This window comes from Cereibacter sp. Soil_C_27, from assembly GCF_057657095.1.
The window spans coordinates 381,751-407,958 of the sequence record NZ_JBDGJD010000001.1 but is presented as its reverse complement, the minus strand read 5'-3'; the positions used below and the strand labels follow the sequence as shown (position 1 = coordinate 407,958).

The following is a 26,208-nucleotide window of genomic DNA, read 5'->3' as shown; positions in this document are numbered from 1 at the left end:
GCGACAGGAGTCCCCTTGCGGGGTCCACCAACACCAATGAAAACCCCGGGCCAGAACCCGGGGATGCGCGCTTATACAGCCGGTCGCGGCGGTGTCAACAGCACCGCGACCGGCAGAAAGCTCAACGCGCGTTGTATTTCGCGTCGACCTCGTTGATCGCATCGACATTGCCGGCCGAGCGGCCCGCCGGATCGAATTCCTGCGCCAGATAGGCGTCGGCGATCGCCTTGGCCAGCTCCGGCCCGATCACCCGCGCGCCCATGGTGATGATCTGGGCATTGTTCGACAGCGCAGCGCGCTCCGCCGAATAGGTGTCATGCGTCAGCGCCGCGCGAATGCCCGGCACCTTGTTGGCCGCGATGCAGACGCCGATCCCGGTGCCGCAGACAAGGATCGCCTTGTCATAGGTGCCGTCCATGACGCCCGAGGCGACCCGGTCCGACAGGCTCGCATAGAAGGCATCCGGCCCCGCGTCGGTGCGCGACACTTCCGACACCTCGAAGCGGCCCTTCAGATGCTCGGCGAGCACCTTGGCCAGACCTTCGCCCGCGCTGTCTCCGGCAATGGCAAGTTTCATATCCGTCTCCTTCAGAGTTTTGCGGCGCATTTGGCCAGGATGTCGAGATAGCCTTCGACGGTCCAGGCCGAGCGCCCGATGAAAAGCCCGTCGACATACGGGCAGGTGATGAGTTCCTCGCAGTTGCCCGGATTGACCGAGCCACCGTAAAGACAGGGGACGCGGCGGCCCAGCACATCCTCGGCCACCGCGATGATTTCGGCCTGCCGCGCATCGGCATAGTCCGAGCTGGCCGGGATGCCGTTGACCCCGATGGCCCAGACCGGCTCGTAGGCCAGCAGCACCGGCGCGGCCTTCTGCTCCGCCGACAACAGGCCCAGGGCGCCGCGCACCTGCGCCTCCAGCACCGCCTGCGCCCGGCCTGCCTCGCGCTCGGCCAGCGTCTCGCCGATGCAGATCAGCGGGGTCAGCCCGTGCCGCACCGCCGCCTCGACCTTGCGGCCCACCGTCTCGTCGGTCTCGCCGAAATGCTCGCGCCGCTCCGAGTGGCCCAGTTCCACCAGATCCAGCCCGCAATCGGTCAGCATCACCGGCGACACCTCGCCGGTCCATGCGCCCTCGTCGGCCCAATGCATGTTCTGCGCCCCGACCTTCACCGAGGTCGCGGCCAGCATCGCCTTCACCTCGCGCACGGCGGTGAAGGGCGGGATGACGAAGCGCTGGATGCGCGGATCGCGCGCAGCATCGGCGGCCTGCAGCCCTTCGGCGAAGCTCCTCGCCTCGGCCAGCGTCTTGTTCATCTTCCAGCTGGTGCCGATCCAGATCTCGGGGTGGGTCATGTTGTCTCCTGAGCCTTGGCTATCTGCAGAACGAAGCCCTCGCGCGTCAGCGCCGCCAGCGCTTCGGGTGCGGGGTCGTCGTCGGTGATGATGGTGGAAAAGCTCGCCAGATCGGCCAGCACATGCAACGCGCTCTGGCCGATGCGCTGGTGGTTGACCAGGAGGCAGGACCGCGTCGCCGCGGCCATCATCGCCTGCTTGGTCCGCACCACGTCGTCGTCCATGTGGAAGGCCTGCCGCCCCGCCACCGCGGGGGCCGAGATGAAGGCGATATCGGCCCGGAGCCGCGCCAGCGCCTGCTCCGTGACCACGCCGAAGAACCCGTTGAACTTGGCGGAGAACACCCCGCCCAGCGCGATCAGCGTGATCCCGGGTTCGCCCTTAAGCCGCTCGATGATCGCGGCATTGTTGGTGATGACGGTCAGCGGCCGCTTTTCCGGCAGCAGCGCCCCCAGCACCGCCGCCATAGACCCGTCGTTGACCATCAGCGTCATGCCCGGCTCGACCAGCCCCAGCGCCGCCTCGGCCATCCGCGCCTTGGCCTCGCCGCCCTGCCGCATGCGGAAGCGGAAATCGCTCTCGAAATGGGTGCCTGCCTCGATGGTCGCCGCGCCGCGCAGCTTGCGCAACAGCCCGGCCTGCTCCAGATCGTCGAGATCGCGGTGGATCGTCATCTTCGACACGCCGAAGTGCCGCGCCAGATCGTCGAGATCCGCCGTGCGCTGCTCTACCAGCATGTCCAAGATCGCCTGCCTGCGCTCGTCGCGTCTCACCCAAAGCCCTCCCGGCTGTGGCGAGATATAACATGGCTTCTCACATTCACAACTAATTTTGCGTTATTTTGTGATTTTTGTTGTGATTTCACTGTGAAACTGCTAGATGTCTTGATGACTGCTCCGCCCGCGAAGGGTGGAAAACCCAAGGAAAGCTCCACATGAAATTCTTCGTCGATACCGCCGTCGTCTCCGAAATCCGTGATCTGCACGAATACGGCCTGCTGGACGGGGTCACGACCAACCCCTCGCTGATCGCCAAATCCGGCCGCGACTTCAAAGAGGTGATCGCCGAGATCTGCGCCCTGATCGACGGCCCGGTCTCCGCCGAAGTCGCCTCGATCGAGTATGACGGCATGGTGGCCGAGGGCGAGCATCTGGCCAAGATCGCCCCCAACGTGGTGGTGAAGCTCCCGCTCACCCTCGCCGGCCTCAAGGCCTGCCGCCACTTCTCGCAGCAGGGCATCAAGACCAACGTCACGCTCTGCTTCTCGCCCAATCAGGCGCTGCTCGCGGCCAAGGCCGGCGCGACCTACATCTCGCCCTTCCTCGGCCGCCTCGACGACCTCGGCCTCGACGGGATGGAGCTGATCCGCGACATCCGCCAGATCTACGACAACTACGCCTTCGAGACGCAGATCCTCGCCGCCTCGGTCCGCACCCCGAACCACGTCAAGGAAGTCGCTCTCGCCGGTGCCGACGTGGCGACCATCCCGGCGTCGGTCATCAAGGCGCTGGCAAACCACGTCCTGACCGACAAGGGTCTCGACCAGTTCGCGAAAGACTGGGCCGCGACCGGCCAGACGATCCTCTGAGACCGCCTACCCCGAGCCGACGAGCGCGCGCGCCGTCGGCTCGTCGGTGATCAGCCCCTTCAGGCGGCGGCTGGTCAGCACCGCCCTGAGCGGCGCCACCTTGTCCGCCCCGCCCGCGATCGCCACGATCTGCCCCGGCGCGTCCAAAGCCACCGCCAGCGTCCGCGCCGTCAGCGCCGTCTCCAGCACCCGGCCCCCGGCGTCGAAGAAATGCCCCAGCATCTCGCCCACCGCCCCGGCCGCGTTGATCGCTTGTATCTCCGCCGCCTCGATCATCCCCGAGGACACGAGCTGCGCATCGGCATCCACCGTGCCGATCCCGACCAGCTTCAGCCCCGCCCCGCTCGACATGTCGAACACCTCGCGCACCCCATGCTGCGCCAGCAGCACCTCGCGGTCCTCGGTGGTGTTGGCAAAGAACGGCACCGGCATGACATAGGCCTGCGCCCCGGTCCGCTCGGCCAGCCGGTGCATCACGTCATGCGGGTTGGCGGCATAGTTCCGGGTGAGCCCGCCCAGCAGCGAGACGAAGCGCAGCCCGCTGGCATCGAGCCGGGGCAGTTGCTGCACGGCGGCGGCCAGCGTCCGCCCGTGCCCGAGCCCGATCACCCGATGCTCGCCCCGCTCGATCTCGCGGCGCAGGAAGCCCGCCCCCGCCAGCCCCAGCGCGCGGATCGGCAGGCCCTCCTCGCCCAGATCCGGCGCCACCTCGCAGTGGTCGAGCCCGAAGCGCGCGCAAAGCGCCGCCTCCAGCTCCACGCATTCGACGATGTCGCCGTCGATGGTCACCTTGACCACCCCCTCGGCCACGGCGCGCGCGATCAGCCGGTGGGTCTTGACCGAGGGCAGCCCCAGCCGCTTGGCCACCGCCGCCTGCGTCAGCCCGCCGACGTAGTGCAACCATGCTGCACGAATGGCGAGCGACTCCTCGGGGTCGGTCTGGCTCTTGCGCGCCATCGCCTCAGCCCGCCGCCGCCAGCAGGGCTGCGAGATCGTCCTCGCTCAGCGGCGCCGGATTGGCCTTCATCGACGAGGAAGACGCCGCCGCCCGCGCCGCCGCCGCGCAATCCCCGGGCGTGACGCCGAGCGCCGAGAGCGCGGGCAGGCCGCAGTCGCGCGACCAGTCGGCGAGCCGCGCCGCCGCCCGCTCGGGCGGGCAGCCGAAGGCGGTGCCGATCCAGCCCAGCACCTCGCCGATCCGCGCGGCCAGTGCCGGGTCGGTCACCCGGGCGCGGTTCAGCGTCAGCGCATGCGGCAGCAGCACGCCGCAGATCGCCCCATGCGGCGCGCTCGCCAGCCCGCCGAGCGGCCCCGCCAGCCCGTGCACGACGCCAAGCCCGGCATTGGCCAACGCCAGCCCGCCGCAGAGGCTGACCCAAGCCATCGCATCCCGCGCCGCCGCATCCTCGACCTTCATCAGCCGTTGCAGCGCCGCCAGCCCCTTCGGGATCGCGTCGCGGCAGAGAGCGTCGGTCAGCGGGTTGGCGCGGGTGCAGATGTAGGGCTCGATCACCTGGGTGACCGCGTCGAGCCCCGAGGCCAGCGTGATCGGGCGGGGCAGACCGTCGGTCAGCGCCGGATCGACGATGGCGAGGCGCGGCAGCATGCGGGGGTCGCGCAGCGAGACCTTGCGGCGATGCTGGGGCACGCCGATGACCGCGTTGCGCGTCACCTCGGCGCCGGTGCCCGCCGTGGTCGGGATGGCGATGAAGGGCAAGGGCGGCAGATCGAGCGGCAGGCCGCGCCCCACCACCTCCAGATGGTCGAGCATCGGGCGCGGCGCAGGCAACAGCGCCGCCACCGCCTTGCCCGCGTCGATCACGGCACCGCCGCCGAGAGCGACGACCACCTCCGCCCCCCGCGCCTCGGCCAGAGCCGCCTCGATCAGCGGCATGTCCGGCTCGCGCGGGATGGAGAGGCGGATGACGCTGCAGCCCGCGGCCTCCAGCGCGTCGGCCAGCCAGTCGGCCCGCGCCGCGTTCGCTCCGTGGACAAGTGCCACCCGCTTGCCCAGCGAGGCCGCACGCGGCGCGGCCTCGGCTGCCTGCCCCCGCCCGAACAGGATTTCCGTCGCCGTCAGGAAGGAGAAGGAGGGCATGTCAGATCTCCAGATCGGCGATCATGCGCACGGCATGGGCGGCCTCGGCGCCCTTCTTGACGAAATGCGCCTTGAAGAAGCCGATGTGTTCCTCGGTCGGCTGGAAGTGATGCGGCGTCAGCGAGACCGAGAAGGTCGGCACGCCGGTCGCCAGCTGCGCCTGCATCAGCCCCGAAACCACGGCCTGCGCCACGAAATCATGCCGGTAGATGCCGCCATCCACCACCAGCGCCGCGCAGACGATGGCATCGTACCGGCCGCTCTGGCCCAGCTTCTGCGCCAGAAGCGGCATCTCGAAGGCGCCCGGCACGTCATGGGTGGTCAGCGCGATCTCGCGGCCGGCCTCGGCCATGCCGGAGGTGAAGCCATCCAGCGCCTGATCGACGATCTCGGCGTGCCAGCGTGCCTTGATGAAGGCGATCCGAAGGGGGTGGGACATGGAACCATCCTTTGCAAAGTCCAAACGGTCCCGAGGCGCGCACGACAAGGGCCCTGCCTGCGCAGGGTCCCAGCCGTTCTCTTTCATCCGGACTATACCGTCGGCCCCGGAGTTTCACCGGATCTGCTGACCCTGCCATCGGCAGGCGCTCGCGGGCTGTCACCGCCGGTGGGGAATTGCACCCCGCCCTGAGAACATCGAAGGTCTAGAAGCAACGGCCCGCCCTTTGCAAGCCGTCGCCTCGAAAAACAGTGGCTCAGATGTGCAGATCCTGCACACCCGTATCGATATGCGGCGCCCAGAAAGCCACGCTCTCCGCGATCTGCGGGATCACCTGCCGGTCGTTCGGCTCGCGCTCCTTGAAGCTGAGTTCGAGGCAGATCTCGTTGTCCTTCGCGCCACCTTCGGAAAACGCTTTCAGGAGCGGCTCGGGATGGATGCTGCCGCGCGCGTTGAAGTCGGCGGTGAAGGGGCGGTGGCCGCTCTTGTCCATCAGGCTCTGCTTGATGTGGATGATCGGCGAGACCTCGGGCACCGCCCGCGCCCAAGCGTAGGGGTCGAAATCGTCGGGATTGGCGGAGGTGACATCGCCGTGGTCGATGTCGGCCATCATCCACATCGGCACGGCCATGTTGGCCGCCGTCAGCCGGTCCTGCAGCTTCAGGCATTCCGCGATGGTCTCGCCGAATTCGCGCCCGATGCTCATCGGCTCCCAGAAGACGTAGCTCAGCCCCGCCGCCTTCGCATGTTCGGCCACCTCGGCCCAGCAGTCGATGGCGATCCGGATCAGATCCTCGCGTCGCGCGGGGTCGTCGTAGTCGCGATAGGTGAAAATCGCGAACTGGGTGCCGACGGAATTGCCGCCGAGATCGGCGGTGATGTCGGCGAAGGTCTTGAACCAGTCGATGTAATAGCGCCGCACCTCGGGGTCGGGATGGCCGAAGTGGTTGAGCCGCCCGTAGGGGCCAGTCATTCCCGAGGTGACGCGCACCCCGGTCCGGGCCAGCGCCGCGCCCATCTGCCGGGTCAGCCGGCGAAGCAGCGGGGCGGGCCACGAGGGGTTGATGAACTCATGCGTCAGCTGCAGGTCGCGGATCTTCAGGTCGCGCGCCACGGTGTCGATCAGATCGTCCGGATCGGCGAAGCGGTTAACCAGCGGATTGGTGTTGAGCGAGAGCGTCAGGGGCATGATGATCCTCTCAGGCCAGCGCCGGCTCGGCGGCGAACCAGGCCTCGAAGGCGGCTTTCTCGGGCGCGGTCAGGTGCAGCCCGTGCTTGGTGCGCCGCACCAGCACATCCTCGGCGGAGCGCGCCCATTCGTGCTGCACGAGATAGCGCGCCTCCGCCTCGTAGAGCGTGCCGCCGAAGTGCCGCCCCAGCCCGTCGAGCGAGGTGGCGCCCCCCACCAGCCGCCCGGTCCGCGCGCCGTAGAGCCGCCCGTAATGGGTGACGAGCGCGCGCGGCATCCAGGGGTAGGTCTCGCGCAGGTGGTCGGCGAAGCTCGGGTAGTCGGCCCCGGGCATCTCGCCGCCCGGCAGGGTCGCGTCATGCGTCCAGTCCGGCCCCATCTGCGGGAAGAGCGGCTGCAGTTTGTGCATCGCCCGCTCGGCGAGCTCGCGGAAGGTGGTGATCTTCCCGCCGAACACGTTCAGGAGCGGCGCGCCGCCGGTCTCGTCCAGATCGAAGACATAGTCGCGTGTCACCGCCGAGGGGTTGCCCTGCCCGTCGTCGAACAGCGGTCTCACCCCCGAGAAACTGTGCAGCACGTCGGAGCGGCGCAGCTTTTCCTTGAAGTAGCGGTTCACCGCGGCGATCAGATAGTCGATCTCGCCCTCGTCCGGCGTCACCGCCTCCGGCGCGCCGTCATAGGCGATGTCGGTGGTGCCGATCAGCGCCTTGTCTCCCTCGTAGGGGTTGATGAAGATCACCCGCTTGTCGTGGTTCTGCACGAGGTAGGCCTGCTGGCCGTCCCAGAACTTCGGCACGACGATGTGGCTGCCCTTGACCAGCCGCACGTTGCGCCGGCTGTTGGTGCCGGCCACGCGGGCGATGATGTCGTTGACCCAGGGTCCGCCGGCGTTGGCGATGGCGCGGGCGCGGAAGCTGCGGGTCTCGCCGTCGCTGTTGCGGGTCTCGATGGTCCAGCCGCCATTCTCGCGCCGGGCCGAGGTGCAGGCGGTGCGGGTCAGCACCTCCGCCCCCTTCTCGGCGGCGCCCATGGCGTTCAGCACCACGAGCCGCGCGTCATCCACCCAGCAGTCGGAATACTCGAACCCGCGGGTATACTGGTCGAGCAGCGGCGCCCCTTCGGGCGCGCGGCGCAAATCGAGCGTGCGGGTGCCCGGCAGCTTCTTCCGCCCGCCGAGATTGTCGTAGAGAAACAGCCCCAGCCGCACCAGCCAGGCCGGACGGTCCTGAGGCGAGTGCGGCAGCACGAAACGCATCGGCCAGATGATGTGCGGCGCGGCGTTCAGCAGCACCTCGCGCTCGATCAACGCCTCGCGCACCAGCCGGAATTCGTAATACTCGAGGTAGCGCAGCCCGCCATGCACCAGCTTGCCGGAGCGCGACGAGGTGCCCTGCGCCAGATCGTCCTTCTCGCAGAGCACGACCGACAGGCCCCGCCCCGCCGCGTCGCGGGCGATCCCGGCGCCGTTGATGCCGCCGCCGATCACGAAGAGGTCGATCATCCGGGGGTCTGTCATGGGGTGCTCCTTGGCAGTGGCGCGGGCTGTGAATCGGTGGGGGTGCGGGTCGCGGCCAGCGCGTCCCAGACCGGGGCGAGGCCTTGGCGGGCCGCGACATAGGCGGGGAAGAGCTGGCGGTAGCGGCGGGTCAGCCCGGCGTCGGGCGCCTCGGGCTGGCCGAGAAGCGGCGTCACCCATTCGGCAATGCAGGCATCCATCGTCGGATAGGCGCCGATGGCGACGGCCGCCATCATCGCCGCCCCCGCCGCCCCGGCTTCCTCGCGGGCCGAGACGCGCACCGGAGCCTCGACCGCCGCAGAAAGCACGCCGCGCAGCGCGCGCGACCGCGCGGCCCCGCCTGTCAGCCGCAGCTCAGAGGGCATGTCGCCCATCGCGGCATAGCAGTCGCGCATCGCCATCCCCAGCCCCTCGACCACGGCGCGCAGCAGATCGGGGAAGCGGTGACCGGAGGAGAGGCCGACGAAGCCGGCACGGGCATCGGCATTGACGAAGGGGCCGCGCTCGCCCGCCTCGGAGATATAGGGGTGATAGAGAAGCTGTCCCGGACGGCTCGCCGCCAGCCAGCCCTCGATGCGCGGCACCAGATCGGCGGCGGCGACCTCGGTCCCCGGCAGCGACATCAGATCGGCGGCGAGGCGCAGGGCCCAGTCGATGTTCAGCGTGGCGGCCATGTTGGTCTGCACCTGCGTCACCACGCCCGGCACCGGCAGGCAGATCACATAGCCCGTGCCCTCGGCGTTCAGATGCACCTCCTCGGCCCGCACCGCGCGCATGTGCACCCCGGTGGAGCCGACGGTGGAGCAGGCGGCCCCGGCATCGCCGGTATGCACCCCGGCCCCCAGCGCGGTCATCACCATGTCGACATAGCCGAGGCTGACCGGCGTTCCGGCCAGCAGTCCCGTCGCCCGAGCGGCCTCGGCGGTGAGCGGATGGGTGGTCTCGGTGCCCTCGACGATCTCGGGCAGCAGGTGACGGCGGGCGCCGAGGCCGAGCGCCTCGATCACCGTGTCGTCGTAGCGGCGGTCGCGGAAATTGCCGAAGGTGAAGCTCGCCTCGGACGGATCGGTCGCGCGCACCCCCGTCAGGTTCAGATAGAGCCAGTCCTTGCAATGCAGCGCCACCTCGGCGCGGTCGAGCAGGTCGGGCTGGATGCGCGCCATATGGGCGAGCTGCGCCCCCTGCTGGCAGGTATTGAGCCCGGTGCCCGTCGCCTCGAACCGCGCGCGGGCCAGCGGGCCGTCTGCCAGCCGCGCCACCGTCGGCGCCGCGCGGGCGTCGAGCCAGAGCCAGGCATCGCCCGCTGGCGCATTGCCCTGCCCGACGAGCCAGGTCCCGTCGCCCTGCGCCGTCACTGCAACCGCCGCCGTGCGCCGCGCGAGCTCGGGCACCGTCTCGCCCAGCCGCCGCAGCGCCAGCGCGCAATCCTGCCAGGTGCGCAGCAGGGGCTGCGTGGCCGAGCCGTCGCCGCCCGAGGCATAGGCATTGGGCACCGAGGCCGCCGCGATCTGCCGACCCGCAAGATCGAAGGCCACGGCCTTGATGACGGAGGTGCCCGAATCGATGCCGATCAGGATGTCGGCCCCGCTACGCATCGCGGCCTGCCGCGTCTGTCGCCCACATGGTCATGCTTGCCTCCCACCGGCGCGGATGCGCCCCCGGCTCAGATATCTCCGCCACCCGTGCCGACCACCTCCCACAGTGTTAACACAGGTAATGAATTTTTTTGCGGACACAGCAATTTATTTCAGATAAACTCAGGCCTGTCAACATTGCCGAGGGGATCAACCTGCGAGGAGGCAGGGCGGTTGGGACAGGCGGAAGACGGCGCTTCGGCGCGGGTCACCCGCTTGGAAGCGCGGCGGTAAGGCGGCAGGGCGAGGAGAAATTATAGTGACAATTCAGGTATTTAAGACGAGGACGCTCGCTGCGCTGCAACATCGGTCGCTTGCACGGCGTGCCGCCGCCCTCTCGCCGCGTGGCCTGCTTCCGCACGGCGGGAATCACCTCGGCGCGGCACGACACCTGTCCGAACAGCCAGTTGACAAAGCCGCGCGGACTTCACATCATCCGCTTTACTGATAGCACAAGTCTATCATAGGCGCCCTCATCGGGCGCCACCGAGATCAGGACAAGGGCTGCCGACGGGGGGAGATCGTCGCAGCGGGTCGCAGGGGAGGATGCCATGGCAGGACGGATGACCGTCGGCACCAAGCCCCGCAGCTTCGGCTGACGCCCCACCCTTCGGCAACAGCAAGAGGTCGCGCATCATGAGCACAGGATCCCACAGCCCTTCCCCGACCACCGGCGGCTCGCGCCTGCTGATCGCCGGCGTGGCGGTAGCCGTGCTGCTGGCCGGCGGCATCGCGCTCGACACCACCGTGGTCCGCATCGGCTCGGAGGCGGACACCCGCAAGCAGGGCTTCTCGGCCGAGGCTTACGGCGCCGAGCAGTTTCCCGGCGTGCAGGCCAGCATCGAGGAGCGCGCGGTCGAGGCGGTGACGCTCTTCGAGGCGATCGCCGCCGACAAGGAGGCCGCCACCGCGCAATATGGCGTGGCGGGCAGCACCGGGCCGATCTTTCCGGTGAAGTTCTCCGGCTTGGTCGGCGAGGGAAAATCGGGGGTCTACACCATTGCCGTGCCGGGCCTGCCCGAGGAGCTGCGTGTGCGGGTCCAGACCGGCCCCGCGATCAACGGCACCGAACTGCGCGACGCCACGGGCACGATCAGCTTCGGCCAGTTCACCAACCAGATCGAATACCAGAACGCCGGGTCGGCGCTGAACAACGAGATGAAGGCCTCCGTGCTCTCGACCATCGACAACAGCGCGCTCACCGGCAAGACGCTGACCGTGACCGGGGCCTTCCGGCTGGTGAACCCGAAAAGCTGGCTGGTGACGCCGGTCAGGCTGGCCGTCGAATGAGCGCCCTGCCCTCCTCCGACGCGCCGGAAGCAGTGCTGGCCGCGCGCAACATCGCCAAGTCCTACGGCCCGGTGCAGGCGCTGAAGGGCGTGAACTTCGACATCCATCGCGGTCAGGTCACGACGCTCTTCGGCGAGAACGGCGCGGGCAAGTCGACGCTGATGAAGATCCTGTCCGGCGTGGTGCAGCCGACCTCGGGCGAGATCGTGCTCGACGGCCAGCCGGTGCAGTTTGCCTCCTCCACCGACGCGCGCAACCGCGGCATCTCGATCATCCATCAGGAGCTGAGCCTCGCGCCGAACCTGAGCGTGCGCGACAACATCTTCATGGGCCGCGAGATCATGGGCCGGACCGGAGTGAACTTCGCCGAGGAGGAACGCCAGACCCGGGCACTGATGGAGGAGCTCGAGGAGGACATCGACCCGCTGACGCCGGTGGAGGATCTGCGGCTGGGCCAGCAGCAGATCGTCGAGATCGCCCGCGCCCTGTCGGTGGACAGCCGCATCCTGATCATGGACGAGCCGACCTCGGCCTTGAGCGCCTCGGAGGTGGAGGTGCTGTTCAAGGTGATCCGGGATCTCAAGGCGCGCGGGGTCTCCATCGTCTATATCTCGCACCATCTGGAAGAGGCGCTGCAGATCACCGATCACGCGGTGGTGCTGCGCGACGGCACGATGACCGCCTATGCGCCGCGCGCCGAGATCGACCTCGAGTGGATCGTGCGCAACATGGTGGGCGACAACTTCGATCTGGGCTCGCCGCCCGAGGGCCATGGCTTCGGCGAGGTGGCACTGTCGGTGCAGGATGTCAGCGTCCCCGATCCGGCGGGGGCGGGCTACATGGTGGTGGACCGGCTGTCGCTCGACGTGCGCGCGGGCGAGATCGTCTGCATCTACGGGCTGATGGGCGCCGGGCGCACCGAGCTCATGGAATGCGTGGCCGGGCGGCTGGGCGCGTCGGAGGGCCGGGTGATGCTGCACGGGCGCGACGTGTCGCGGCTGAGCATCGCGCAGCGCATCGCCGCCGGACTGGTGCTGGTGCCGGAAGACCGGCAGCGCGACGGGCTGGTGCAGACGATGAGCGTCGGGCAGAACCTGTCGCTGGCCAGCATCGGTGCCTTCACCAAGGGGCTCTTCACCTCGCGCAAGCGCGAGCAGGATCTGGTCGAGGCCTCGATCCGCAAGGTGCATGTCAAGACCAGCGGCGGGGCAGCGCCCATCGGGTCGCTCTCGGGCGGCAACCAGCAGAAGGTGGTGATCGGCAAGATGCTGGCCACCGACCCCAAGGTGATCCTGCTGGACGAGCCGAGCCGCGGCATCGACATCGGCGCCAAGGCCGAAGTGTTCAAGCTTCTGGCCGAGCGGGCGAAGGAGGGGCTGGCGGTGGTCTATTCGACCTCGGAAGTCGGCGAATGCCTGAGTGTCGCGCACCGGATCATCGTCATGCATCGCGGCAGGATCTCTGCCGAATTCGGATCAAACGTCACCAAGGAAAAGATCATGGCCGCCTCGGGCGAAGCCGTGGTCGCCTGACCGACCCATCACGGAGCCAACCCATGTCGCACACCAAGACCGATCCGGCGCCCGCCAAGCGGCTCGACATCCTCGCTCTGCTGCTGGAGGGCCGGGCGTTCTTCGCGCTGATCGCGATCATCGTCGTCTTCTCGATCCTGTCGCCCTATTACTTCACGCTGAGCAACTTCCTCATCATGTCGTCGCATGTGGCGATCTACGGCATCCTGTCGATCGGCATGCTGCTGGTGATCCTGAACGGCGGGATCGACCTGTCGGTGGGCTCGATCCTCGGGCTGTCGGGGGTGGTCGCCGGGTTCCTGATGCAGGGCGTACAGCTCGAGGCGCTGGGGGTCATCCTCTATCCGCCGGTCTGGGCCGTGGTGGTGCTGACCTGCGCGATGGGCGCGCTGGTGGGGGCGCTGAACGGGGTGCTGATCGCCTATTTCCGCGTGCCCGCCTTCGTCGCCACGCTGGGCGTGCTCTATGTCGCCCGCGGCGTCGCGCTCCTGATGACCAACGGGCTGACCTACAACAACCTCGGCGGCCGGCCCGAGCTGGGCAACACCGGCTTCGACTGGCTCGGCTTCAACCGGCTCGGCGGGGTGCCGATCTCGGTGCTGGTGCTGGCGACGCTGGCGATCGTGACCGGGCTGGTGCTGAGCCGCACCGCCTTCGGGCGCTGGCTCTATGCCTCGGGCGGCAATGCCCGCGCCGCCGACCTGTCGGGCGTGCCGGTGAACCGGGTGCAGGTGATGGTCTATACGCTGTCGGGCGTGCTCTCGGCCATCGCGGGCCTCGTGCTGTCGTCGCAGCTGACCTCCGCCGGGCCGACCGCGGGCACCACCTACGAGCTGACGGCGATCGCCGCGGTGGTGATCGGTGGCGCCGCGCTGACCGGCGGGCGTGGCACGATCCGCGGCACCATGCTCGGCGCCTTCGTCATCGGCTTCCTGTCGGACGGGCTCGTGATCATCGGCGTGTCCTCCTACTGGCAGACCGTCTTCACCGGAGCCGTCATCGTGCTCGCCGTGCTCCTGAACAGCATCCAGTACGGCCGCGGCGGCCGGAAGACCTGACCTTCCCCGCCGGGGCCCGCCGCGAGGAGCGGGCCCCGGCGGAAAGCAACGCCGCGCGCGCGGCACCACGTCAACACACCAAAGGGAGAGAGACCACATGCTTACCAAAGGAAAGCGCCTGCTTCTGGCCGCCGTCGCAGCGACCCCGCTGCTGGCCGGTTCGGCCTGGGCCGAGGGCCTGATCACCATCATCGTCAACGATCCGGCGAACCCCTACTGGTTCACCGAAGGCGAGGTCGCCAAGGCCACCGCCGAGGAGATGGGCTACACCGCCTCGGTCGGCGCCCACAAGGGCGACACCAATACCGAAAGCACGCTGGTCGATACCGCCATCACCAACAAGTCGGTGGCGATCATCCTCGATCCGGCGAATGCCGACGGGTCGGTCGGTGCGGTGAAGAAGGCCGTCGATGCGGGCATCCCGGTGTTCCTCGTCAACGCCGAGATCAACCAGGAAGGTCTGGCGAAATCGCAGCTCGTGTCGAACAACGCACAGGGCGCCGCACTCGGGGCCGCGCAATGGGTCGAGGCGGTGGGCGAGACCGGCAACTATGTCGAGCTGTTCGGCAACCCCGCCGACAACAACGCCGCCACCCGGTCGAACGGCTACGAGACCGTGCTGACCCAGTATCCCGACCTCGTGAAGGCCGCGCAGGAAGTGGCCGACTGGGACCGCACCAAGGGCTACAACAAGATGCAGTCCATGCTGCAGGCCAACCCCGACATCATCGGCGTGATCTCGGGCAATGACGAGATGGCGCTGGGGGCGATCGCCGCGCTGAAGGAAGCGGGCAAGCTGGAGGGCGTGAAGGTCGGCGGCTTCGACGGTTCGCCGGATGCGGTCGAGGCGATCAAGGCGGGCGAGCTGCAATATACCGTGCTGCAGCCGGTCGCGGTCTTCTCGGCCGAGGCGGTGCGTCAGGCCGACAGCTTCATCAAGACCGGCGCAACCGGCGTCGACAGCGAGAAGCAGCTGTTCGACTGCCTGCTGATCACGGCCGACAACGTCGACAAATACACCGCTCCCTTCGTGCTGAGCGAGTGATGCAAGCGGGGGTGCCGGTCACGGCGCCCCCTTCCCTGCCGAAGCAGGTCTTTGGCCTTTTCCCGCAACGCACGCTATGGCACCGGGGTGGAGAGCACCAATGACCGACACCGCCATGACCTTCGAAGATGCCGTCGAACGCCTCGTCTCGGACCAGGTGCCGAGCGACAGCCGCCACGCCCGCCAGCTTGCCCGCCGCCAGCTGATCGCCGAGGCGGTGATGGCCGAGGGCAGCATGCGGATCGAGGATCTGACCGAGCGGTTCGGCATCAGCCTGATGACCGCGCATCGCGACCTCGACGAGCTGGTGAGCCGCGGGCTCCTGCGCAAGTCGCGCGGTCTCGTCTCGGCCGCACCGACCAGCCTGATCGAGTCGAGCGACATCTACCGCTCCAGCCGCCAGTCGCCGGAAAAGCGCGCCATTGCCGAGGCGGCGATGCAGTTCGTCGAACCGGGACAGGCGATCTTCTTCGACGATTCCACCACCGTGCTGCAGATGGCGGCGCATCTGCCGGCCAAGGTGCCGCTGACCGCGATCACCAATTCGCTGACGCTGATGACCGCGCTGAAGGACGTGCGCGACCTGACGCTGCTGGGTCTTGGCGGCCAGTTCCATCACTGGTGCAACGCCTTCATGGGGCGGATGACCACGGCGGAGATCTCGCGGCTGCGCGCCGACCGGGTGTTCCTGTCGATGGCCGCGATCACCGATGACATCGTGTTCCACCAGTCGCCCGACATGGTGGAGACCAAGCGTGCCATGCTCGACTCCTCCGCCATGCGGGTGCTTCTGGCCGATCACAGCAAGTTCGACCGCCGCGCCCTGCACGGGCTGGCGGCGCTGACCGATTTCGACGTGGTGATCGTCGACGACCGCACCCCCGCCGAACATCTGGCGCGGATGCGTGACAAGGGGGTGAACGTGGTGATCGCCCCGGTGCCGCGCCCGCAGCCTGCCGGGGAGGCCTGAAATGCCGAGCCTTCTGGGGCTGGACAACGGGCTCACCGTCACCAAGGCAGTGATCTTCGATGTTGACGGCCGTCAACTTTCCGTCGCCCGCCGCCGGGTGCCGCAGCGGATGCCCGCGCCGCGCCATGTCGAGCGCGACATGGACGGGCTGTGGCAGGCCACCGCCGAGGCAATTGCCGAAGCCATCGCACTGAGCGGCCGCCCGGCGGGCGACATCCTCGGGGTGGCGGCGACGGCGCATGGCGACGGGGTCTACCTGCTCGACGCCGAGTGCCGCTCGCTCGGCCCCGGCATCCTGTCGCTGGACAGCCGCTCCGGAGACGAGGTTGCGGGCTGGATGCGGGACGGCACCGCCGAGGCCGCCCTCGCGCTCAGCGGGCAGCTGCCGCATGCCTCCGCCCCCTCGGCGCTGCTGGCCTGGATCAGGGACCACGAGCCGGAGCGTTTTGCGCGCATCGCCCATGTGCTGGCCTGCAAGGACTGGCTGCGGTTCTGCCTGACCGGCAGCCTCGGCACCGACCGGACCGAGGCAAGCACCTCCTTCACCCATGTGGCGACGCAGGCCTACGACCCGGAAATCCTGCGGCTCTACGGGTTGTCGGCGCTGCAGGGCGCCCTGCCCCCGGTCGCCGGATCGGCGGAGGTGGTGGGTCATGTCACCCAAGCCGCCGCCCGGCTGACGGGGCTGGTGCAGGGCACGCCGGTCGTGGCCGGGCTGCACGACGTGACAGCCTCCGCCCTCGGGATCGGCGGCCATGCCGAGGGGACGGTCGCCATCGTCGCCGGGACCTATTCGATCAACGAGGTCGTCTCGGCCCGGCCCAAGGTCGATGCGCGCTGGTTCTGCCGCAACGCCATCGCGCCGGGCGCGTGGAACAACATGGCGATCTCGCCCGCCTCTGCGGCGAATTATGACTGGTTTCTCGACACGCTCTGCCAGAGCGACAAGGCCGCGGCGGGAGCGGACATCCATGCCCGGCTTGCCGCCGAGATCGACGCGGCGCTGGCGCGGCCCTCGACCGTGCTGTTCCACCCGTATCTCTTCGGCTCGCCGCAGGGGCCACTGGCCAGCGCCAGCTTCCTCGGGCTGCGTGGCTGGCACGAGCGGGGCGACCTTCTGCGCGCGGTGCTGGAGGGCATCGCCTTCAACCACCGCGCCCATGTCGATGCGCTGCGCGACGGCTTCCCTGTGACGGCGGCGCGGCTGACCGGGGGGGCCTCGCGCAATCCGGCCTTCGCCCGGATGTTCGCCGACGTGCTGGGCATGCCGGTGACGGTGACCGACACCGACGAGGCCGCCGCCTGGGGTGCCGCGCTCTGTGCCGGGGCGGGGGTGGGGATCTACCCTTCGCCGCAGCACGACCCGCGCCGGATCGCCTGCGAGACCTACACGCCCGACCCCGACCGTGCCGCCGCCTATGACCGCCGCTACCGGCTGTTCTGCCGCGTGGCCGAGACGATGGCGCCGCTCTGGCCCGAGATCGAGGCGCTGGCATGACCCCGGAGGGACAGACCATGACCGAAGCGGTCCGCGACATCGACGTGCTGATCCTCGGCGCGGGGGTGAATGGCGCGGGGCTGTTCCGCGATCTCTGCGAGCAGGGGGTGGACTGCGTGATCGTCGACAAGGGCGATTTCGGTTCCGGCACCAGTGCAGCGCCGTCGCGGCTGATCCACGGCGGGCTGAAGTATCTCGAGACCGGCGAGTTCGGCCTCGTGGCGCAGTCGACGCTGGAGCGGAACCTGCTGCTGACCAACGCGCCGCATTGCGTCGAGCCGCTGCCGACGATGATCCCGATCTTCAGCTGGACCAAGGGCATCCCCGCCGCGCTGCGCACGCTCTTCGGCACCACCAGCGCCCCGCGCAGCCGAGGCGCGGTGCTGATCAAGATCGGCCTCGCGCTCTACGATTTCTACGGGCGCCGCCACCGGGTCATGCCGCGCCACCGTCTGGTGTCGAAGGGCCGGGCGTTGCGCGACATGCCGCCGCTGACCCCCGCCATCGTCGCGGTCGGCACCTATTACGACGCCAAGATCAGCCGCCCGGAGCGGCTGGTGCTGGAGCTGGTGCAGGACGGGCTCGCCGCCAACCCGCGCGCGGGAGCCGAGACCTATGCCCAGCTGACCGAGGCCGCGGAGGGCGTGCTGCGCATCGCCCGCGCCGACGGCTCCGAAATGGCGCTCCGCCCGCGGATCGTGGTCAATGCCGCGGGGCCGTGGATCGATGCGGTGAACGCCAGCCTCGGCGCGCCGAGCAAGCTGATCGGCGGCACAAAGGGCTCGCATGTCCTGCTCGACCATCCCGAGCTGTTGCGGGCCCTGAAGGGGCGGATGATCTATTTCGAGGCGGATGACGGGCGGATCTGTCTGGTCTTCGATTATCTCGGCAAGGCGCTGGTCGGCTCCACCGACATCCCCGCGGCCAACCCCGACGCGGTGCGCTGCGAGGCACCGGAGATCGGCTATTTCCTCGAGGCGCTGCGCGGGCTGCTGCCGGGGCTGGCCTTCGACGAGAGCCAGATCGTCTATGCCTATAGCGGCATCAGGCCGCTGCCCGCCTCGGATGCGACGCAGCCGGGCCTGATCAGCCGGGACCATTCGGCGCCGGTGATCGAGCCCGCGCCGGGGCGGCCGTTTCCGATCCTGTCACTGGTCGGCGGCAAGTGGACGACCTTCCGCGGCTTTGCCGAGGAGGTCGCCGACACGCTGCTTTCCCGACTCTCGCGCCCGCGCCGCGTCTCGACCCGCGCGCTGGCGATCGGCGGTGGCAAGGGCTTCCCCTCGCCTGCCGAGCGGGACCACTGGATCGCGGAGGTAGCGCGCGAGACCGGGCAGAGCGGGGCGCGGGTGGCGGAGCTGCTGGCGCGCTACGGCAGCACGGCGCGGCAAATCCTGGGGCATGAAAGCCACTGGGGCGCGGCGCGGCTGGAGGATGCGGCGGGCTACGGGCTGACCGAGTTCGACTGGCTGGCGCGCAACGAGCAGGTGGTGCATCTGTCCGATCTGGTGATGCGGCGCAGCACGCTGGCGATCACCGGCAGCCTGAGCCTGCGCGATCTGGAGCGGATCGCCACCGTCGCGGCCGAGGCGCTGGGGTGGGACGACGCCCGCCGCGCCGAGGAGATCGCGGCGACGGCGGGGCATCTTGCGTCGGTGCATCGGATGCGAGGGGCGGCGGAAACGGGCAATTTGCCTCAAACTTGACTGTTTCGCTCAACATAGGGTAAGCCACGGACAGCCCGCGACTCCCTGCCTGCTGCAGGGCGTCCTAGCCATCTGATATTCCCAAGGCGCCCCGGCGCTCCCGACCACTCCCGGAAGGCTTTGATGGTTTGCCCTGATCCCCGCCTGCGCCCCGTGGCTTTCACCGCGGTTCTCCTTTCCCTGCTGGCGGTTTCGCAAGCGACGGCGCAGGAGACCGGCGCGCCGCAGGTCTTCGATGCCGCCCCCGAGCTGAGCCAGCCCGCGGCCCCTGCGACCGAGGCGGCCCCGGCCCTGCCTGCCCCCGCGACGGAACCGCCCGCCCCGGCGCAGGCAGCCCCCGCCGCTCCAACTGAGGCGCCTGCCCTTCCGGCAGGCGATGCCGCAGCGCCCGCAGCCGAAGCCCCCACCTTCGATGCCCCCGTCCCGCCAGAGGCCGCAGCCCCCTTGCCGCATGACCTGACGCCCTGGGGCATGTATCAGGCGGCGCATCCGGTAGTGAAGGCGGTGATGATCGCGCTGGTGGCGGCGAGTTTTCTCACCTGGACGGTGCTGCTGTTCAAGGCGGTGGAACTGTGGATCGCGCGGCGCAGGCTCGTCGCCTCGGCGGGATCGATCCGCGGGGCCACGACACTGGCGCAGGCGGCGGACCGGCTGGGCGCGCGGCGCGACCCGGCGGCCTTCATGGCCCGCGCGGCGCTCGAGGAGCTTCGCGCTTCCGAGGCTGCGCTGGATGGCGCGGGACCGGAGGGCGTGAAGGAACGGGTGCGCAGCATCGTCGAACGGGTTGAGGTGCAGGCGGGCGAGCGGCTGCGGCGCGGCATCGGGCTTCTGGCCACCATCGGCTCCACCGGGCCCTTCGTCGGGCTGTTCGGCACGGTCTGGGGCATCATGAACGCCTTCATCGGGATTTCCGAAAGCCAGACGACAAACCTCGCCGTCGTGGCCCCGGGCATCGCCGAAGCGCTGCTGGCGACGGCGATGGGTCTGGTCGCGGCCATTCCGGCGGTGGTGATCTACAACCACTTCGTCCGCTCCATCGCGGCATGGCGGGTGACGCTGGCCGATTCCGGCGCCGGGGTCGAGCGGCTCCTGAGCCGCGATCTCGACATGCGCCGCGCGGGGCTTCCGGGCGGGAGGGTTTGAGCCATGGCAGGCGGACGGCAGCGTGGCGACGAGCTGGAGGTCAATCACGAGATCAACGTGACGCCGTTCATCGACGTCATCCTCGTGCTGCTGATCATCTTCATGGTGGCGGCGCCCTTGTCGACGGTCGATGTGCCGGTCGATCTGCCCGGCTCCAGCGCCCCCGCCTCGCAGCGCCCGGAGGAGCCGGTCTGGCTGAGCCTGCAGCGCGATCTGGCGCTGTCGCTGGGCAACGCGCCGGTGGCACGCGAGGGGCTGGGGGCAGCGCTGGAGGCGGCAACCGGGGGCGACCGCGAGACGCGGATCTTCCTGCGCGCCGATGAGACCGTCGCCTATGGCGAGGTGATGACGGTGATGAACCTGCTGCGCGGGGCGGGCTATCTGAAGGTTGCACTGGTCGGGCTGGAAGCGGGCGCCGCTGCCGGTGCGGCCTCGGGCACCGTCTCGGGGGCCGCGCCATGAGCCGCGCGCCCGCCTTCAGCGACTGGCACCAAAGCCTCGGGCCGGGCACGCGCCGGCGCGAGGCCTTGGCCTGGACCGGGGCCGCGCTGAGCGTGGCGCTGCTGGCGACGGCGACCGCCGCACTGGCGATGCGGCTGGAGGACAGGCTGGGCGGCGAGGCCGAAAGCGAGGCGGTGGTCTTCCTCGACCTCGCGCCCGAACCGCCCTCCTCGGCCGCCGCCCTGCCCGAGTTCGCGCCGGAAACGCCGATGAGCGAGCTGCCCGAACCGGAGCTGGAGCCCGAGCCGCCGGTCGAGGCGCCGCCCGAGCTGAGCCCGCCGCCGCCCGACATCCGCCCGCCGACCGATCTTGCAGAGCTGCCCGACATGGCGCTGCCGCCCGACAGTTTCAGCCCCGAACCGCCGCCGCCTCCTCCGGAGCCCGAGCTGGAGCCGGAGCCCGAGATCGCGCAGATCCCGGACATCCGCCCGCGCCCGCGCCCCGAGCTGAAGCCGGAACCGAAACCCGAGCGCCGGGCCGAGCCGGAGCGCAGGCGCGCAGAGCCCGAGGCACCGCGCCAGCAGCGGCAGGCGAGCGCCCCCTCGGCCAGCCGCGCGCCGAGCCAGGCGGCGGTGCCTCAGGGTCAACTCAACGATCTCACCGCCCGCTGGGGCAACAGCATCCGCGCAAAGATCCAGAAACGCGCTGTCGCGCCGCGCCGCGCGCGGGGGTCGGTCGTGATCCGGCTCGACGTGGCGCGCAATGGCAGCCTGCTGTCGGCGGCCATCGCCCGTTCCTCCGGCAATCAGGCGCTTGATGCGGCGGTGCTGAAGGCGATCCGCTCCGCCGGCCGCTTCGCCGCGGCGCCGCCGCAGCTGACGCAGGCGAGCTATCCTTTCCAGTTGCCGATCGATTTCAGATGATGCGCCGTTCCTTTGCCGCCCTCGCAGCCCTTCTGCTGCTCGGTTTCCCTGCCTTGGCGCAGGACTTTCCGCAACGCTTCGAGCATGCCTTCGGCGAGACGGTGGTGCCCGAGCAGCCGCAGCGCGTCGTGTCGCTCGGCTACGTCGGGCATGACGATCTGCTGGCCATCGGCGTCGTGCCGGTGGCGCTGCGCTACTGGTTCGGCGATGTGCCGAACGGGGTCTGGCCCTGGGCCGAGCCGGCGCTGGGAGAGGCGCGGCCCGAGGTGCTGCAGGGCGAGGTCTCGATGGAGCGGGTGGCGGCGCTGGCGCCCGACCTGATCCTCGCGGTGTCTTCGGGCATCACCGCCGAGGAATATGCGGTGCTGTCGCAGATCGCGCCGACCGTCGCTTCCGAGGCGCGCTATGGCGGCTTCTCGACGCCTTGGGACGTGCAGGCGCTGACGCTGGGCCGCGCCACCGGGCATCTGGCCGAGGCCGAGGCGCAGGTGACCGCGATCCGCGACCGGCTGGCAGGGCTGCGCGCCGAGCATCCCGAGTGGCAGGGGCGCAGTGCCGTCGCCGCCTATCTCTGGAGCGGCACGCCGGGGGCTTTCCTGCCGGGGGACAGCCGGGTGAACTTGCTGGCTGAACTCGGCTTCGTCACCCCGCCCGCGGTCGCGGCGCTTGGCGACGGCTTCTTTGCCGAACTGTCGCCCGAGGATCTGGGGCTGCTCGATGCGGATCTGCTGGTCTGGGTGTCGAGCGACGGCGATACCGGGCCGCTGCGCGACCTGCCGCTGCGCCCTACCCTGCGCGCCCATGGCGAAGGCCGCGAAGTGCTGGCCGATGCGCTGCTCGGCTCGGCGATGAGCCACGCCAGCCTGTTGAGCCTGCCCTATGCGCTGGACCGTCTGGTGCCCGAGCTCGAGGCCGCCATCGACGGCGATCCGGCGACGGGGGTGCCCTCGGCGCAGGAAGCGCAGTTGGCGCCGTGAGACCGGCGCTCTGGCTCGGGATGACGGCGGCCCTTGCGGTCGCAGTGGCGCTGAGCCTCTGCGTCGGCGCGCGTCCGCTGTCGCTGACCGAAGTCCGGGCCGGGCTGACCACCGCCGATCCCGACGATCCGGCCAGCATCGTGCTGCAGGCGCTGCGCCTGCCCCGGCTGATCGCCGGGCTGATCGCCGGGGTGTCGCTGGGCATGGCGGGGGTGCTGATGCAGGGGCTGACGCGCAACCCGCTGGCCGAGCCGGGGATCATGGGGATCAATGCGGGGGCGAGTTTCGCCGTGGTCTTCGGCGCCTTCGCCTTCGGGCTCGGCAGCACGGCGATGCTGTCGGGGCTGGCCTTTGCCGGGGCGGCGCTGGCCGCCGTCGCCGTCTTCGTGCTGGGCGGCGGGATGGCGGGCGGCGGGCCGGTGCGGATGACGCTGGCCGGGGCGGCAATGAGCGCGCTGCTGCTGTCGCTGGTCTCGGCGTTGGTTCTGATGCGCAGCGAGGCCCTGGACGTCTACCGCTTCTGGGTTGTTGGCTCGCTCTCCGATGCGGCCTCGCGCCCGCTGGGGCCGATGGCCGCGGTCGCGGCAGCGGGGGCGCTGCTGGCGCTGGCCTCGGGCAGCGCGCTTGATGCGCTGTCGCTGGGCGATGCCACGGCGCGGTCGCTGGGCGTGCGCGTCGGGCTGGCCCGGTCGGCGGTGCTGGCGGCGGTGACGGCGCTGTCGGGCGCGGCGGTGATGGTCGCGGGGCCGCTGGTCTTCCTCGGGCTGGTGGTGCCGCATCTGGCGCGCTGGCTTGTCGGCACGCAGACCCGCCCGATGCTGGCGGCGTCGGCGCTGCTCGGGCCGATGGTGCTGCTCTGCGCCGATGTGCTCGGCCGTATCGCCCTGCCGCCGGGCGAGGTGCGCGCGGGCGTGATGACGGCGCTGATGGGTGGTCCGGCCTTCGTCTTGCTGGCGCGGCGGATGCGGCCGGGGGCGGTGGCATGAAGGGTCTCGTGCCGGCGCTGGTGCTTGCCTGCCTTCTGGCGCTGTCGCTGGGCGAGGTGCTGCTCGGTCCGCTCCAGCTCTGGCGCGGGCTCTGGGGCGAGGCGCCGGGGGCCCTGATGCTGTCGGTGCTGCGCGGGCCGCGGGTGGCGACCGGGGCGCTGGCCGGTGCGGCGCTGGGGCTGTCGGGGGCGATCTTCCAATCGCTGCTGCGCAATCCGCTCGCCTCGCCCGAAGTGCTGGGCTTCACCTCGGGCGCGGGGCTCGGGGCACTGGTGACGGTGGTCTTCGGCGGGCTGTCGGCCACGCTGGGGGCGGCGCTAGGCGGGCTCTTGGCGGCGGTGATCGTGGGCATCAGCGCGGCGGGGCGCGGCGGGGTGGTACCGATGCGGCTGATCCTCGTCGGCATCGGCGTGGGCTTCACCCTGAACGCGGTCACCGGATTTCTGATGACGCGGCTGACCGGGCCCGAGGCAACCGAGGCGCAGCGCTGGCTCACCGGGTCGCTGGCCGCGCGGAATTGGGACCATGCGCTGCAGATCGGGCTGAGCCTCGCCGCGCTGGCCTTTGCCGCGGCGACGCTGGCGCGGCCTCTGGCGCTTCTGGAGCTGGGCGACGATCTGGCTGCGGGGCTGGGTCTGCGGGTTTCGGCGGCGCGGGGCGGGCTGGCGGTGCTGGGGGTGGGGCTGGCGGCGGCGGCAGTCGCGGTGATGGGGCCGGTACCCTTCGTCGCGCTGATGGCGCCCCCCCTCGCCCGCGCAGTGCTGCGCGACGCGGGGACCGGGCGACGGCTGGCAGGGGCGGCCTTGACCGGGGCGGCGCTGACGGTGCTCGCAGATCTCGCGGCCCGGACGGCGGTGCCGGGGGTGCAACTGCCCCTCGGGGTGATGACCGGCATGCTGGGCGCGCCCTACATGCTGTGGCTTCTGTCGCGGAGCATGACATGACCGGATTGCGGGCGGAGCATCTGACGCTGGCCTATGACGGCCGCCGGGTGATCGAGGATCTGACGCTGGCGCTGCCGCCGGGCGCGGTGACGGCGATCATCGGGCCGAACGGCTGCGGGAAATCGACGCTGCTCAAGGCGCTCGCGCGCATCCTGAAGCCGGTCTCGGGCCGGGTGACGCTGGACGGGCGGGATCTGGCCGCGCAGCCGACCCGGATGCTGGCCCGCAGGCTGGGGCTCTTGCCGCAGGCGCCACTGGCCCCCGAAGGCATCACCGTTGCCGATCTGGTCGCCCGCGGCCGTGCGCCGTGGCGCGGGATCTTCGCACCCTGGAGCGCCGCCGACGAGGCCGCGCGCCATGCCGCGCTGGAGGCCACCGGCACTGCCGATCTGGCGGCGCGGCCCTTGGCCGAGCTGTCGGGCGGGCAGCGCCAGCGGGTCTGGATCGCGCTGGCTCTGGCGCAGGAGACACCGCATCTGCTGCTCGACGAGCCGACGACATGGCTCGACCTCGCGCATCAGATCGAGGTTCTGGCGCTCCTGCGCCGGCTGAACCGCGAGGCCGGGCGCAGCATCGTCGTGGTGCTGCACGACCTGAGCCTTGCCGCGCGCTTTGCCGATCATCTGGTGCTGATGCGCGCGGGCCGGGTGCAGGCCACCGGCAGCCCCGCCGATGTGCTGACCCCTGCCGCGCTGGAAACCGCCTTCGGCCTGCGCGCCGAGGTGATCGCCGATCCTGTCCATGGCACGCCGCTGGTGCTGCCGCTCTGACCCCGTGAAGGAGAGCCCATGAACGCCGAGGCCCTGCCGCCGCCCGCGACCGTGACCGGACAGATCGCCGGAGGTGCCGCCGTGATCGCGCATCTGCGCGAGGTGGCGCCGCTGCGCGAGGTGGAATGCCGCACGCTCGGCGCCGGGATCGAGCTGCGGTATGACGGCAGCACCGCGCGGGTTGCTCTGGAAGGCGACCGCGCGGTGCTGCGGCTGGCGGCGCGGGATGCGGCGGCGCTGCATGTGATGCGCGAGGTGACGGCCTATCTCCTGGACGCCGCCGGTGACCGGGTGATCTGGGACGCGCTCCTGCCCGAGGGGATGCTGGCGCCGAACCTGCGGCTGGTCGAGATCGTCTCGGTGACGCCGATCTCTCCGGGGTTCCGGCGGGTGCGGGTGGCGGGGGATGTCGCGCGCTTTGCCGGGCCGGGGCTGCATCTGCGGCTGCTGCTGCCGCCCGAGGGCCGTGCGCCGCTCTGGCCGAGGATCGACGCCACCGGGCGCACGCGCTGGCCCGAGGGGGACGCGAAGCTGCATTGCCCGGCCTATACGGTGCGCCGGCTCGATGCCGCGGCGGGCTGGCTGGAGTTCGACCTGTTCCGGCATGAGGGCGGGCAGGCGACCGGCTGGTGCGACAGGGTGCAGCCCGGAACGCGGGTGGGGCTGATCGGCCCGGGCGGCGGCGGTGTGCCCGAGGCGGGCTGGGTCGCGCTCTTCGGCGACGAGACCGCCCTGCCCGCCATCGCCCGCATTCTCGAGACGCTGCCCACGACGACGCGCGGCGCGGCGACGATCCGCATCGCCAATCCCGCCGACTGTCAGGCACTGGTCCGCCCGGCGGGGGTCACGCTGAACTGGATGACGCGGGGGGATCGCGGCGGGCTCCTGGAGGCGCTGGACCGGCTGACCCTGCCCCCGCCCGAGGCGAGCCGCTTCGTCTGGTTCGCCGCCGAGGAGGCCGAGGCATCGGCGGCACGGGCCCGGATGCGCGCGCGGGGGCTGGCGCGGGGCGAGATGCTGGCAGCGGGCTACTGGAGCGCATGAAAACGGGGCGGGCCTGCAGCCCCGCCCCGTTCCCCGCCCGGCAGACCGGAGCCTGCTTCGC

Annotated in this window: 25 protein-coding genes and 1 riboswitch; of the genes, 16 read left to right on the top strand and 9 right to left on the bottom strand. The window is 70.3% G+C overall.

Features of this window, described 5'->3' with window-relative positions; all coding sequences use genetic code 11:
* Positions 1-121: 121 nt before the first annotated feature.
* Genes derI through AC3A5Z_RS01990 form a run of 3 tightly spaced genes read right to left on the bottom strand, consistent with a single transcriptional unit; the run spans position 122 to position 2,129 of the window.
* Complete coding sequence (gene derI / locus AC3A5Z_RS02000) at positions 122-577, bottom strand: D-erythrulose-4-phosphate isomerase (protein WP_487517736.1); 456 nt, start codon at positions 575-577, stop codon at positions 122-124.
* An 11-nt stretch (positions 578-588) separates the two neighbouring features.
* A complete protein-coding gene (locus AC3A5Z_RS01995) occupies positions 589-1,356 on the bottom strand; it encodes a triose-phosphate isomerase (RefSeq protein WP_487517735.1) in 768 nt (255 codons plus the stop codon).
* On the bottom strand, positions 1,353-2,129 hold the full coding sequence (locus AC3A5Z_RS01990; protein ID WP_487517734.1) for a DeoR/GlpR family DNA-binding transcription regulator: 777 nt from the start codon (positions 2,127-2,129) through the stop codon (positions 1,353-1,355). The genes AC3A5Z_RS01995 and AC3A5Z_RS01990 overlap by 4 nt, the downstream gene beginning before the upstream one ends.
* A 161-nt stretch (positions 2,130-2,290) precedes the next feature.
* Between AC3A5Z_RS01990 and fsa the strand changes: the two genes are divergently transcribed.
* Positions 2,291-2,944 carry a fructose-6-phosphate aldolase gene (fsa, locus tag AC3A5Z_RS01985; protein WP_487517733.1) on the top strand — a complete coding sequence of 218 codons (654 nt, stop codon included), beginning with the start codon at positions 2,291-2,293 and terminating at the stop codon, positions 2,942-2,944.
* A gap of 6 nt (positions 2,945-2,950) precedes the next feature.
* On the opposite strand, the gene AC3A5Z_RS01980 is transcribed toward fsa, so the two are convergent.
* The 6 genes from AC3A5Z_RS01980 to AC3A5Z_RS01955 form a co-directional block, all read right to left on the bottom strand.
* Positions 2,951-3,901: a sugar-binding transcriptional regulator gene (locus tag AC3A5Z_RS01980; RefSeq protein WP_487517732.1), complete on the bottom strand. Its 951-nt coding sequence runs from the start codon at positions 3,899-3,901 to the stop codon at positions 2,951-2,953.
* A gap of 4 nt (positions 3,902-3,905) precedes the next feature.
* On the bottom strand, positions 3,906-5,042 hold the full coding sequence (locus tag AC3A5Z_RS01975) for an iron-containing alcohol dehydrogenase (RefSeq protein ID WP_487517731.1): 1,137 nt from the start codon (positions 5,040-5,042) through the stop codon (positions 3,906-3,908).
* Position 5,043: 1 nt separating this feature from the next.
* The gene (locus tag AC3A5Z_RS01970; protein ID WP_487517730.1) at positions 5,044-5,481 is read right to left on the bottom strand and encodes a 6,7-dimethyl-8-ribityllumazine synthase; all 438 of its coding nucleotides are present in this window, start codon (positions 5,479-5,481) and stop codon (positions 5,044-5,046) included.
* A 71-nt stretch (positions 5,482-5,552) separates the two neighbouring features.
* Positions 5,553-5,681: riboswitch (FMN riboswitch) on the bottom strand.
* Positions 5,682-5,737: 56 nt separating this feature from the next.
* The gene (locus tag AC3A5Z_RS01965; RefSeq protein ID WP_487517729.1) at positions 5,738-6,670 is read right to left on the bottom strand and encodes a sugar phosphate isomerase/epimerase family protein; all 933 of its coding nucleotides are present in this window, start codon (positions 6,668-6,670) and stop codon (positions 5,738-5,740) included.
* Positions 6,671-6,680: 10 nt separating this feature from the next.
* Positions 6,681-8,186 carry a glycerol-3-phosphate dehydrogenase gene (locus AC3A5Z_RS01960; protein WP_487517728.1) on the bottom strand — a complete coding sequence of 502 codons (1,506 nt, stop codon included), beginning with the start codon at positions 8,184-8,186 and terminating at the stop codon, positions 6,681-6,683.
* Entirely contained in the window at positions 8,183-9,781 is a 1,599-nt protein-coding gene (locus AC3A5Z_RS01955; RefSeq protein WP_487517727.1) for an FGGY family carbohydrate kinase, read from the bottom strand. The genes AC3A5Z_RS01960 and AC3A5Z_RS01955 overlap by 4 nt, the downstream gene beginning before the upstream one ends.
* A 675-nt stretch (positions 9,782-10,456) precedes the next feature.
* Between AC3A5Z_RS01955 and AC3A5Z_RS01950 the strand changes: the two genes are divergently transcribed.
* From AC3A5Z_RS01950 to AC3A5Z_RS01880, 15 genes are all read left to right on the top strand, one after another.
* Positions 10,457-11,110, top strand: a complete 654-nt coding sequence (locus AC3A5Z_RS01950; protein WP_487517726.1) for a DUF2291 family protein — start codon at positions 10,457-10,459, stop codon at positions 11,108-11,110.
* Positions 11,107-12,642, top strand: coding sequence for a sugar ABC transporter ATP-binding protein (locus AC3A5Z_RS01945; protein ID WP_487517725.1), 1,536 nt, complete (start codon positions 11,107-11,109; stop codon positions 12,640-12,642). Before AC3A5Z_RS01950 ends, AC3A5Z_RS01945 begins: the two co-directional genes overlap by 4 nt.
* 23 nt (positions 12,643-12,665) lie before the next feature.
* Positions 12,666-13,700 carry an ABC transporter permease gene (locus AC3A5Z_RS01940; protein WP_487517724.1) on the top strand — a complete coding sequence of 345 codons (1,035 nt, stop codon included), beginning with the start codon at positions 12,666-12,668 and terminating at the stop codon, positions 13,698-13,700.
* A 97-nt stretch (positions 13,701-13,797) separates the two neighbouring features.
* Positions 13,798-14,745 (top strand): substrate-binding domain-containing protein, encoded by a 948-nt coding sequence (locus tag AC3A5Z_RS01935; protein ID WP_487517723.1) that lies wholly within the window; start codon positions 13,798-13,800, stop codon positions 14,743-14,745.
* Positions 14,746-14,845: 100 nt separating this feature from the next.
* The gene (locus tag AC3A5Z_RS01930) at positions 14,846-15,715 is read left to right on the top strand and encodes a DeoR/GlpR family DNA-binding transcription regulator (protein ID WP_487517722.1); all 870 of its coding nucleotides are present in this window, start codon (positions 14,846-14,848) and stop codon (positions 15,713-15,715) included.
* 1 nt (position 15,716) lies between these two features.
* On the top strand, positions 15,717-17,213 hold the full coding sequence (locus tag AC3A5Z_RS01925; protein WP_487517721.1) for an FGGY-family carbohydrate kinase: 1,497 nt from the start codon (positions 15,717-15,719) through the stop codon (positions 17,211-17,213).
* A 17-nt stretch (positions 17,214-17,230) separates the two neighbouring features.
* The gene (locus AC3A5Z_RS01920) at positions 17,231-18,919 is read left to right on the top strand and encodes a glycerol-3-phosphate dehydrogenase/oxidase (RefSeq protein ID WP_487517720.1); all 1,689 of its coding nucleotides are present in this window, start codon (positions 17,231-17,233) and stop codon (positions 18,917-18,919) included.
* Positions 18,920-19,042: 123 nt separating this feature from the next.
* Positions 19,043-20,062, top strand: coding sequence for a tonB-system energizer ExbB (exbB, locus tag AC3A5Z_RS01915; protein WP_487517719.1), 1,020 nt, complete (start codon positions 19,043-19,045; stop codon positions 20,060-20,062).
* Positions 20,063-20,065: 3 nt separating this feature from the next.
* Entirely contained in the window at positions 20,066-20,524 is a 459-nt protein-coding gene (gene exbD / locus AC3A5Z_RS01910; protein ID WP_487517718.1) for a TonB system transport protein ExbD, read from the top strand.
* A complete protein-coding gene (locus tag AC3A5Z_RS01905) occupies positions 20,521-21,426 on the top strand; it encodes an energy transducer TonB (protein WP_487517717.1) in 906 nt (301 codons plus the stop codon). Before exbD ends, AC3A5Z_RS01905 begins: the two co-directional genes overlap by 4 nt.
* Positions 21,423-22,403 carry an ABC transporter substrate-binding protein gene (locus AC3A5Z_RS01900; protein ID WP_487517716.1) on the top strand — a complete coding sequence of 327 codons (981 nt, stop codon included), beginning with the start codon at positions 21,423-21,425 and terminating at the stop codon, positions 22,401-22,403. The genes AC3A5Z_RS01905 and AC3A5Z_RS01900 overlap by 4 nt, the downstream gene beginning before the upstream one ends.
* Positions 22,400-23,389, top strand: coding sequence for a FecCD family ABC transporter permease (locus tag AC3A5Z_RS01895; RefSeq protein WP_487517715.1), 990 nt, complete (start codon positions 22,400-22,402; stop codon positions 23,387-23,389). The genes AC3A5Z_RS01900 and AC3A5Z_RS01895 overlap by 4 nt, the downstream gene beginning before the upstream one ends.
* Positions 23,386-24,333: a FecCD family ABC transporter permease gene (locus tag AC3A5Z_RS01890; protein ID WP_487517714.1), complete on the top strand. Its 948-nt coding sequence runs from the start codon at positions 23,386-23,388 to the stop codon at positions 24,331-24,333. Before AC3A5Z_RS01895 ends, AC3A5Z_RS01890 begins: the two co-directional genes overlap by 4 nt.
* Positions 24,330-25,103, top strand: a complete 774-nt coding sequence (locus tag AC3A5Z_RS01885; RefSeq protein ID WP_487517713.1) for an ABC transporter ATP-binding protein — start codon at positions 24,330-24,332, stop codon at positions 25,101-25,103. Before AC3A5Z_RS01890 ends, AC3A5Z_RS01885 begins: the two co-directional genes overlap by 4 nt.
* Positions 25,104-25,121: 18 nt before the next feature.
* On the top strand, positions 25,122-26,147 hold the full coding sequence (locus AC3A5Z_RS01880) for a siderophore-interacting protein (RefSeq protein ID WP_487517712.1): 1,026 nt from the start codon (positions 25,122-25,124) through the stop codon (positions 26,145-26,147).
* Positions 26,148-26,208: the final 61 nt, after the last annotated feature.

What these genes read in the sequence shown, in the direction of transcription:
- derI (WP_487517736.1), bottom strand. Translation starts at nt 577, where the DNA reads ATGAAACTTGCCATTGCCGGAGACAGCGCGGGCGAAGGTCTGGCCAAG.
- AC3A5Z_RS01995 (WP_487517735.1), bottom strand. Translation starts at nt 1,356, where the DNA reads ATGACCCACCCCGAGATCTGGATCGGCACCAGCTGGAAGATGAACAAG.
- fsa (WP_487517733.1), top strand. Translation starts at nt 2,291, where the DNA reads ATGAAATTCTTCGTCGATACCGCCGTCGTCTCCGAAATCCGTGATCTG.
- AC3A5Z_RS01980 (WP_487517732.1), bottom strand. Translation starts at nt 3,901, where the DNA reads ATGGCGCGCAAGAGCCAGACCGACCCCGAGGAGTCGCTCGCCATTCGT.
- AC3A5Z_RS01975 (WP_487517731.1), bottom strand. Translation starts at nt 5,042, where the DNA reads ATGCCCTCCTTCTCCTTCCTGACGGCGACGGAAATCCTGTTCGGGCGG.
- AC3A5Z_RS01970 (WP_487517730.1), bottom strand. Translation starts at nt 5,481, where the DNA reads ATGTCCCACCCCCTTCGGATCGCCTTCATCAAGGCACGCTGGCACGCC.
- AC3A5Z_RS01965 (WP_487517729.1), bottom strand. Translation starts at nt 6,670, where the DNA reads ATGCCCCTGACGCTCTCGCTCAACACCAATCCGCTGGTTAACCGCTTC.
- AC3A5Z_RS01960 (WP_487517728.1), bottom strand. Translation starts at nt 8,186, where the DNA reads ATGACAGACCCCCGGATGATCGACCTCTTCGTGATCGGCGGCGGCATC.
- AC3A5Z_RS01955 (WP_487517727.1), bottom strand. Translation starts at nt 9,781, where the DNA reads ATGCGTAGCGGGGCCGACATCCTGATCGGCATCGATTCGGGCACCTCC.
- AC3A5Z_RS01950 (WP_487517726.1), top strand. Translation starts at nt 10,457, where the DNA reads ATGAGCACAGGATCCCACAGCCCTTCCCCGACCACCGGCGGCTCGCGC.
- AC3A5Z_RS01945 (WP_487517725.1), top strand. Translation starts at nt 11,107, where the DNA reads ATGAGCGCCCTGCCCTCCTCCGACGCGCCGGAAGCAGTGCTGGCCGCG.
- AC3A5Z_RS01940 (WP_487517724.1), top strand. Translation starts at nt 12,666, where the DNA reads ATGTCGCACACCAAGACCGATCCGGCGCCCGCCAAGCGGCTCGACATC.
- AC3A5Z_RS01935 (WP_487517723.1), top strand. Translation starts at nt 13,798, where the DNA reads ATGCTTACCAAAGGAAAGCGCCTGCTTCTGGCCGCCGTCGCAGCGACC.
- AC3A5Z_RS01930 (WP_487517722.1), top strand. Translation starts at nt 14,846, where the DNA reads ATGACCGACACCGCCATGACCTTCGAAGATGCCGTCGAACGCCTCGTC.
- AC3A5Z_RS01925 (WP_487517721.1), top strand. Translation starts at nt 15,717, where the DNA reads ATGCCGAGCCTTCTGGGGCTGGACAACGGGCTCACCGTCACCAAGGCA.
- AC3A5Z_RS01920 (WP_487517720.1), top strand. Translation starts at nt 17,231, where the DNA reads ATGACCGAAGCGGTCCGCGACATCGACGTGCTGATCCTCGGCGCGGGG.
- exbB (WP_487517719.1), top strand. Translation starts at nt 19,043, where the DNA reads ATGGTTTGCCCTGATCCCCGCCTGCGCCCCGTGGCTTTCACCGCGGTT.
- exbD (WP_487517718.1), top strand. Translation starts at nt 20,066, where the DNA reads ATGGCAGGCGGACGGCAGCGTGGCGACGAGCTGGAGGTCAATCACGAG.
- AC3A5Z_RS01905 (WP_487517717.1), top strand. Translation starts at nt 20,521, where the DNA reads ATGAGCCGCGCGCCCGCCTTCAGCGACTGGCACCAAAGCCTCGGGCCG.
- AC3A5Z_RS01900 (WP_487517716.1), top strand. Translation starts at nt 21,423, where the DNA reads ATGATGCGCCGTTCCTTTGCCGCCCTCGCAGCCCTTCTGCTGCTCGGT.
- AC3A5Z_RS01890 (WP_487517714.1), top strand. Translation starts at nt 23,386, where the DNA reads ATGAAGGGTCTCGTGCCGGCGCTGGTGCTTGCCTGCCTTCTGGCGCTG.
- AC3A5Z_RS01885 (WP_487517713.1), top strand. Translation starts at nt 24,330, where the DNA reads ATGACCGGATTGCGGGCGGAGCATCTGACGCTGGCCTATGACGGCCGC.
- AC3A5Z_RS01880 (WP_487517712.1), top strand. Translation starts at nt 25,122, where the DNA reads ATGAACGCCGAGGCCCTGCCGCCGCCCGCGACCGTGACCGGACAGATC.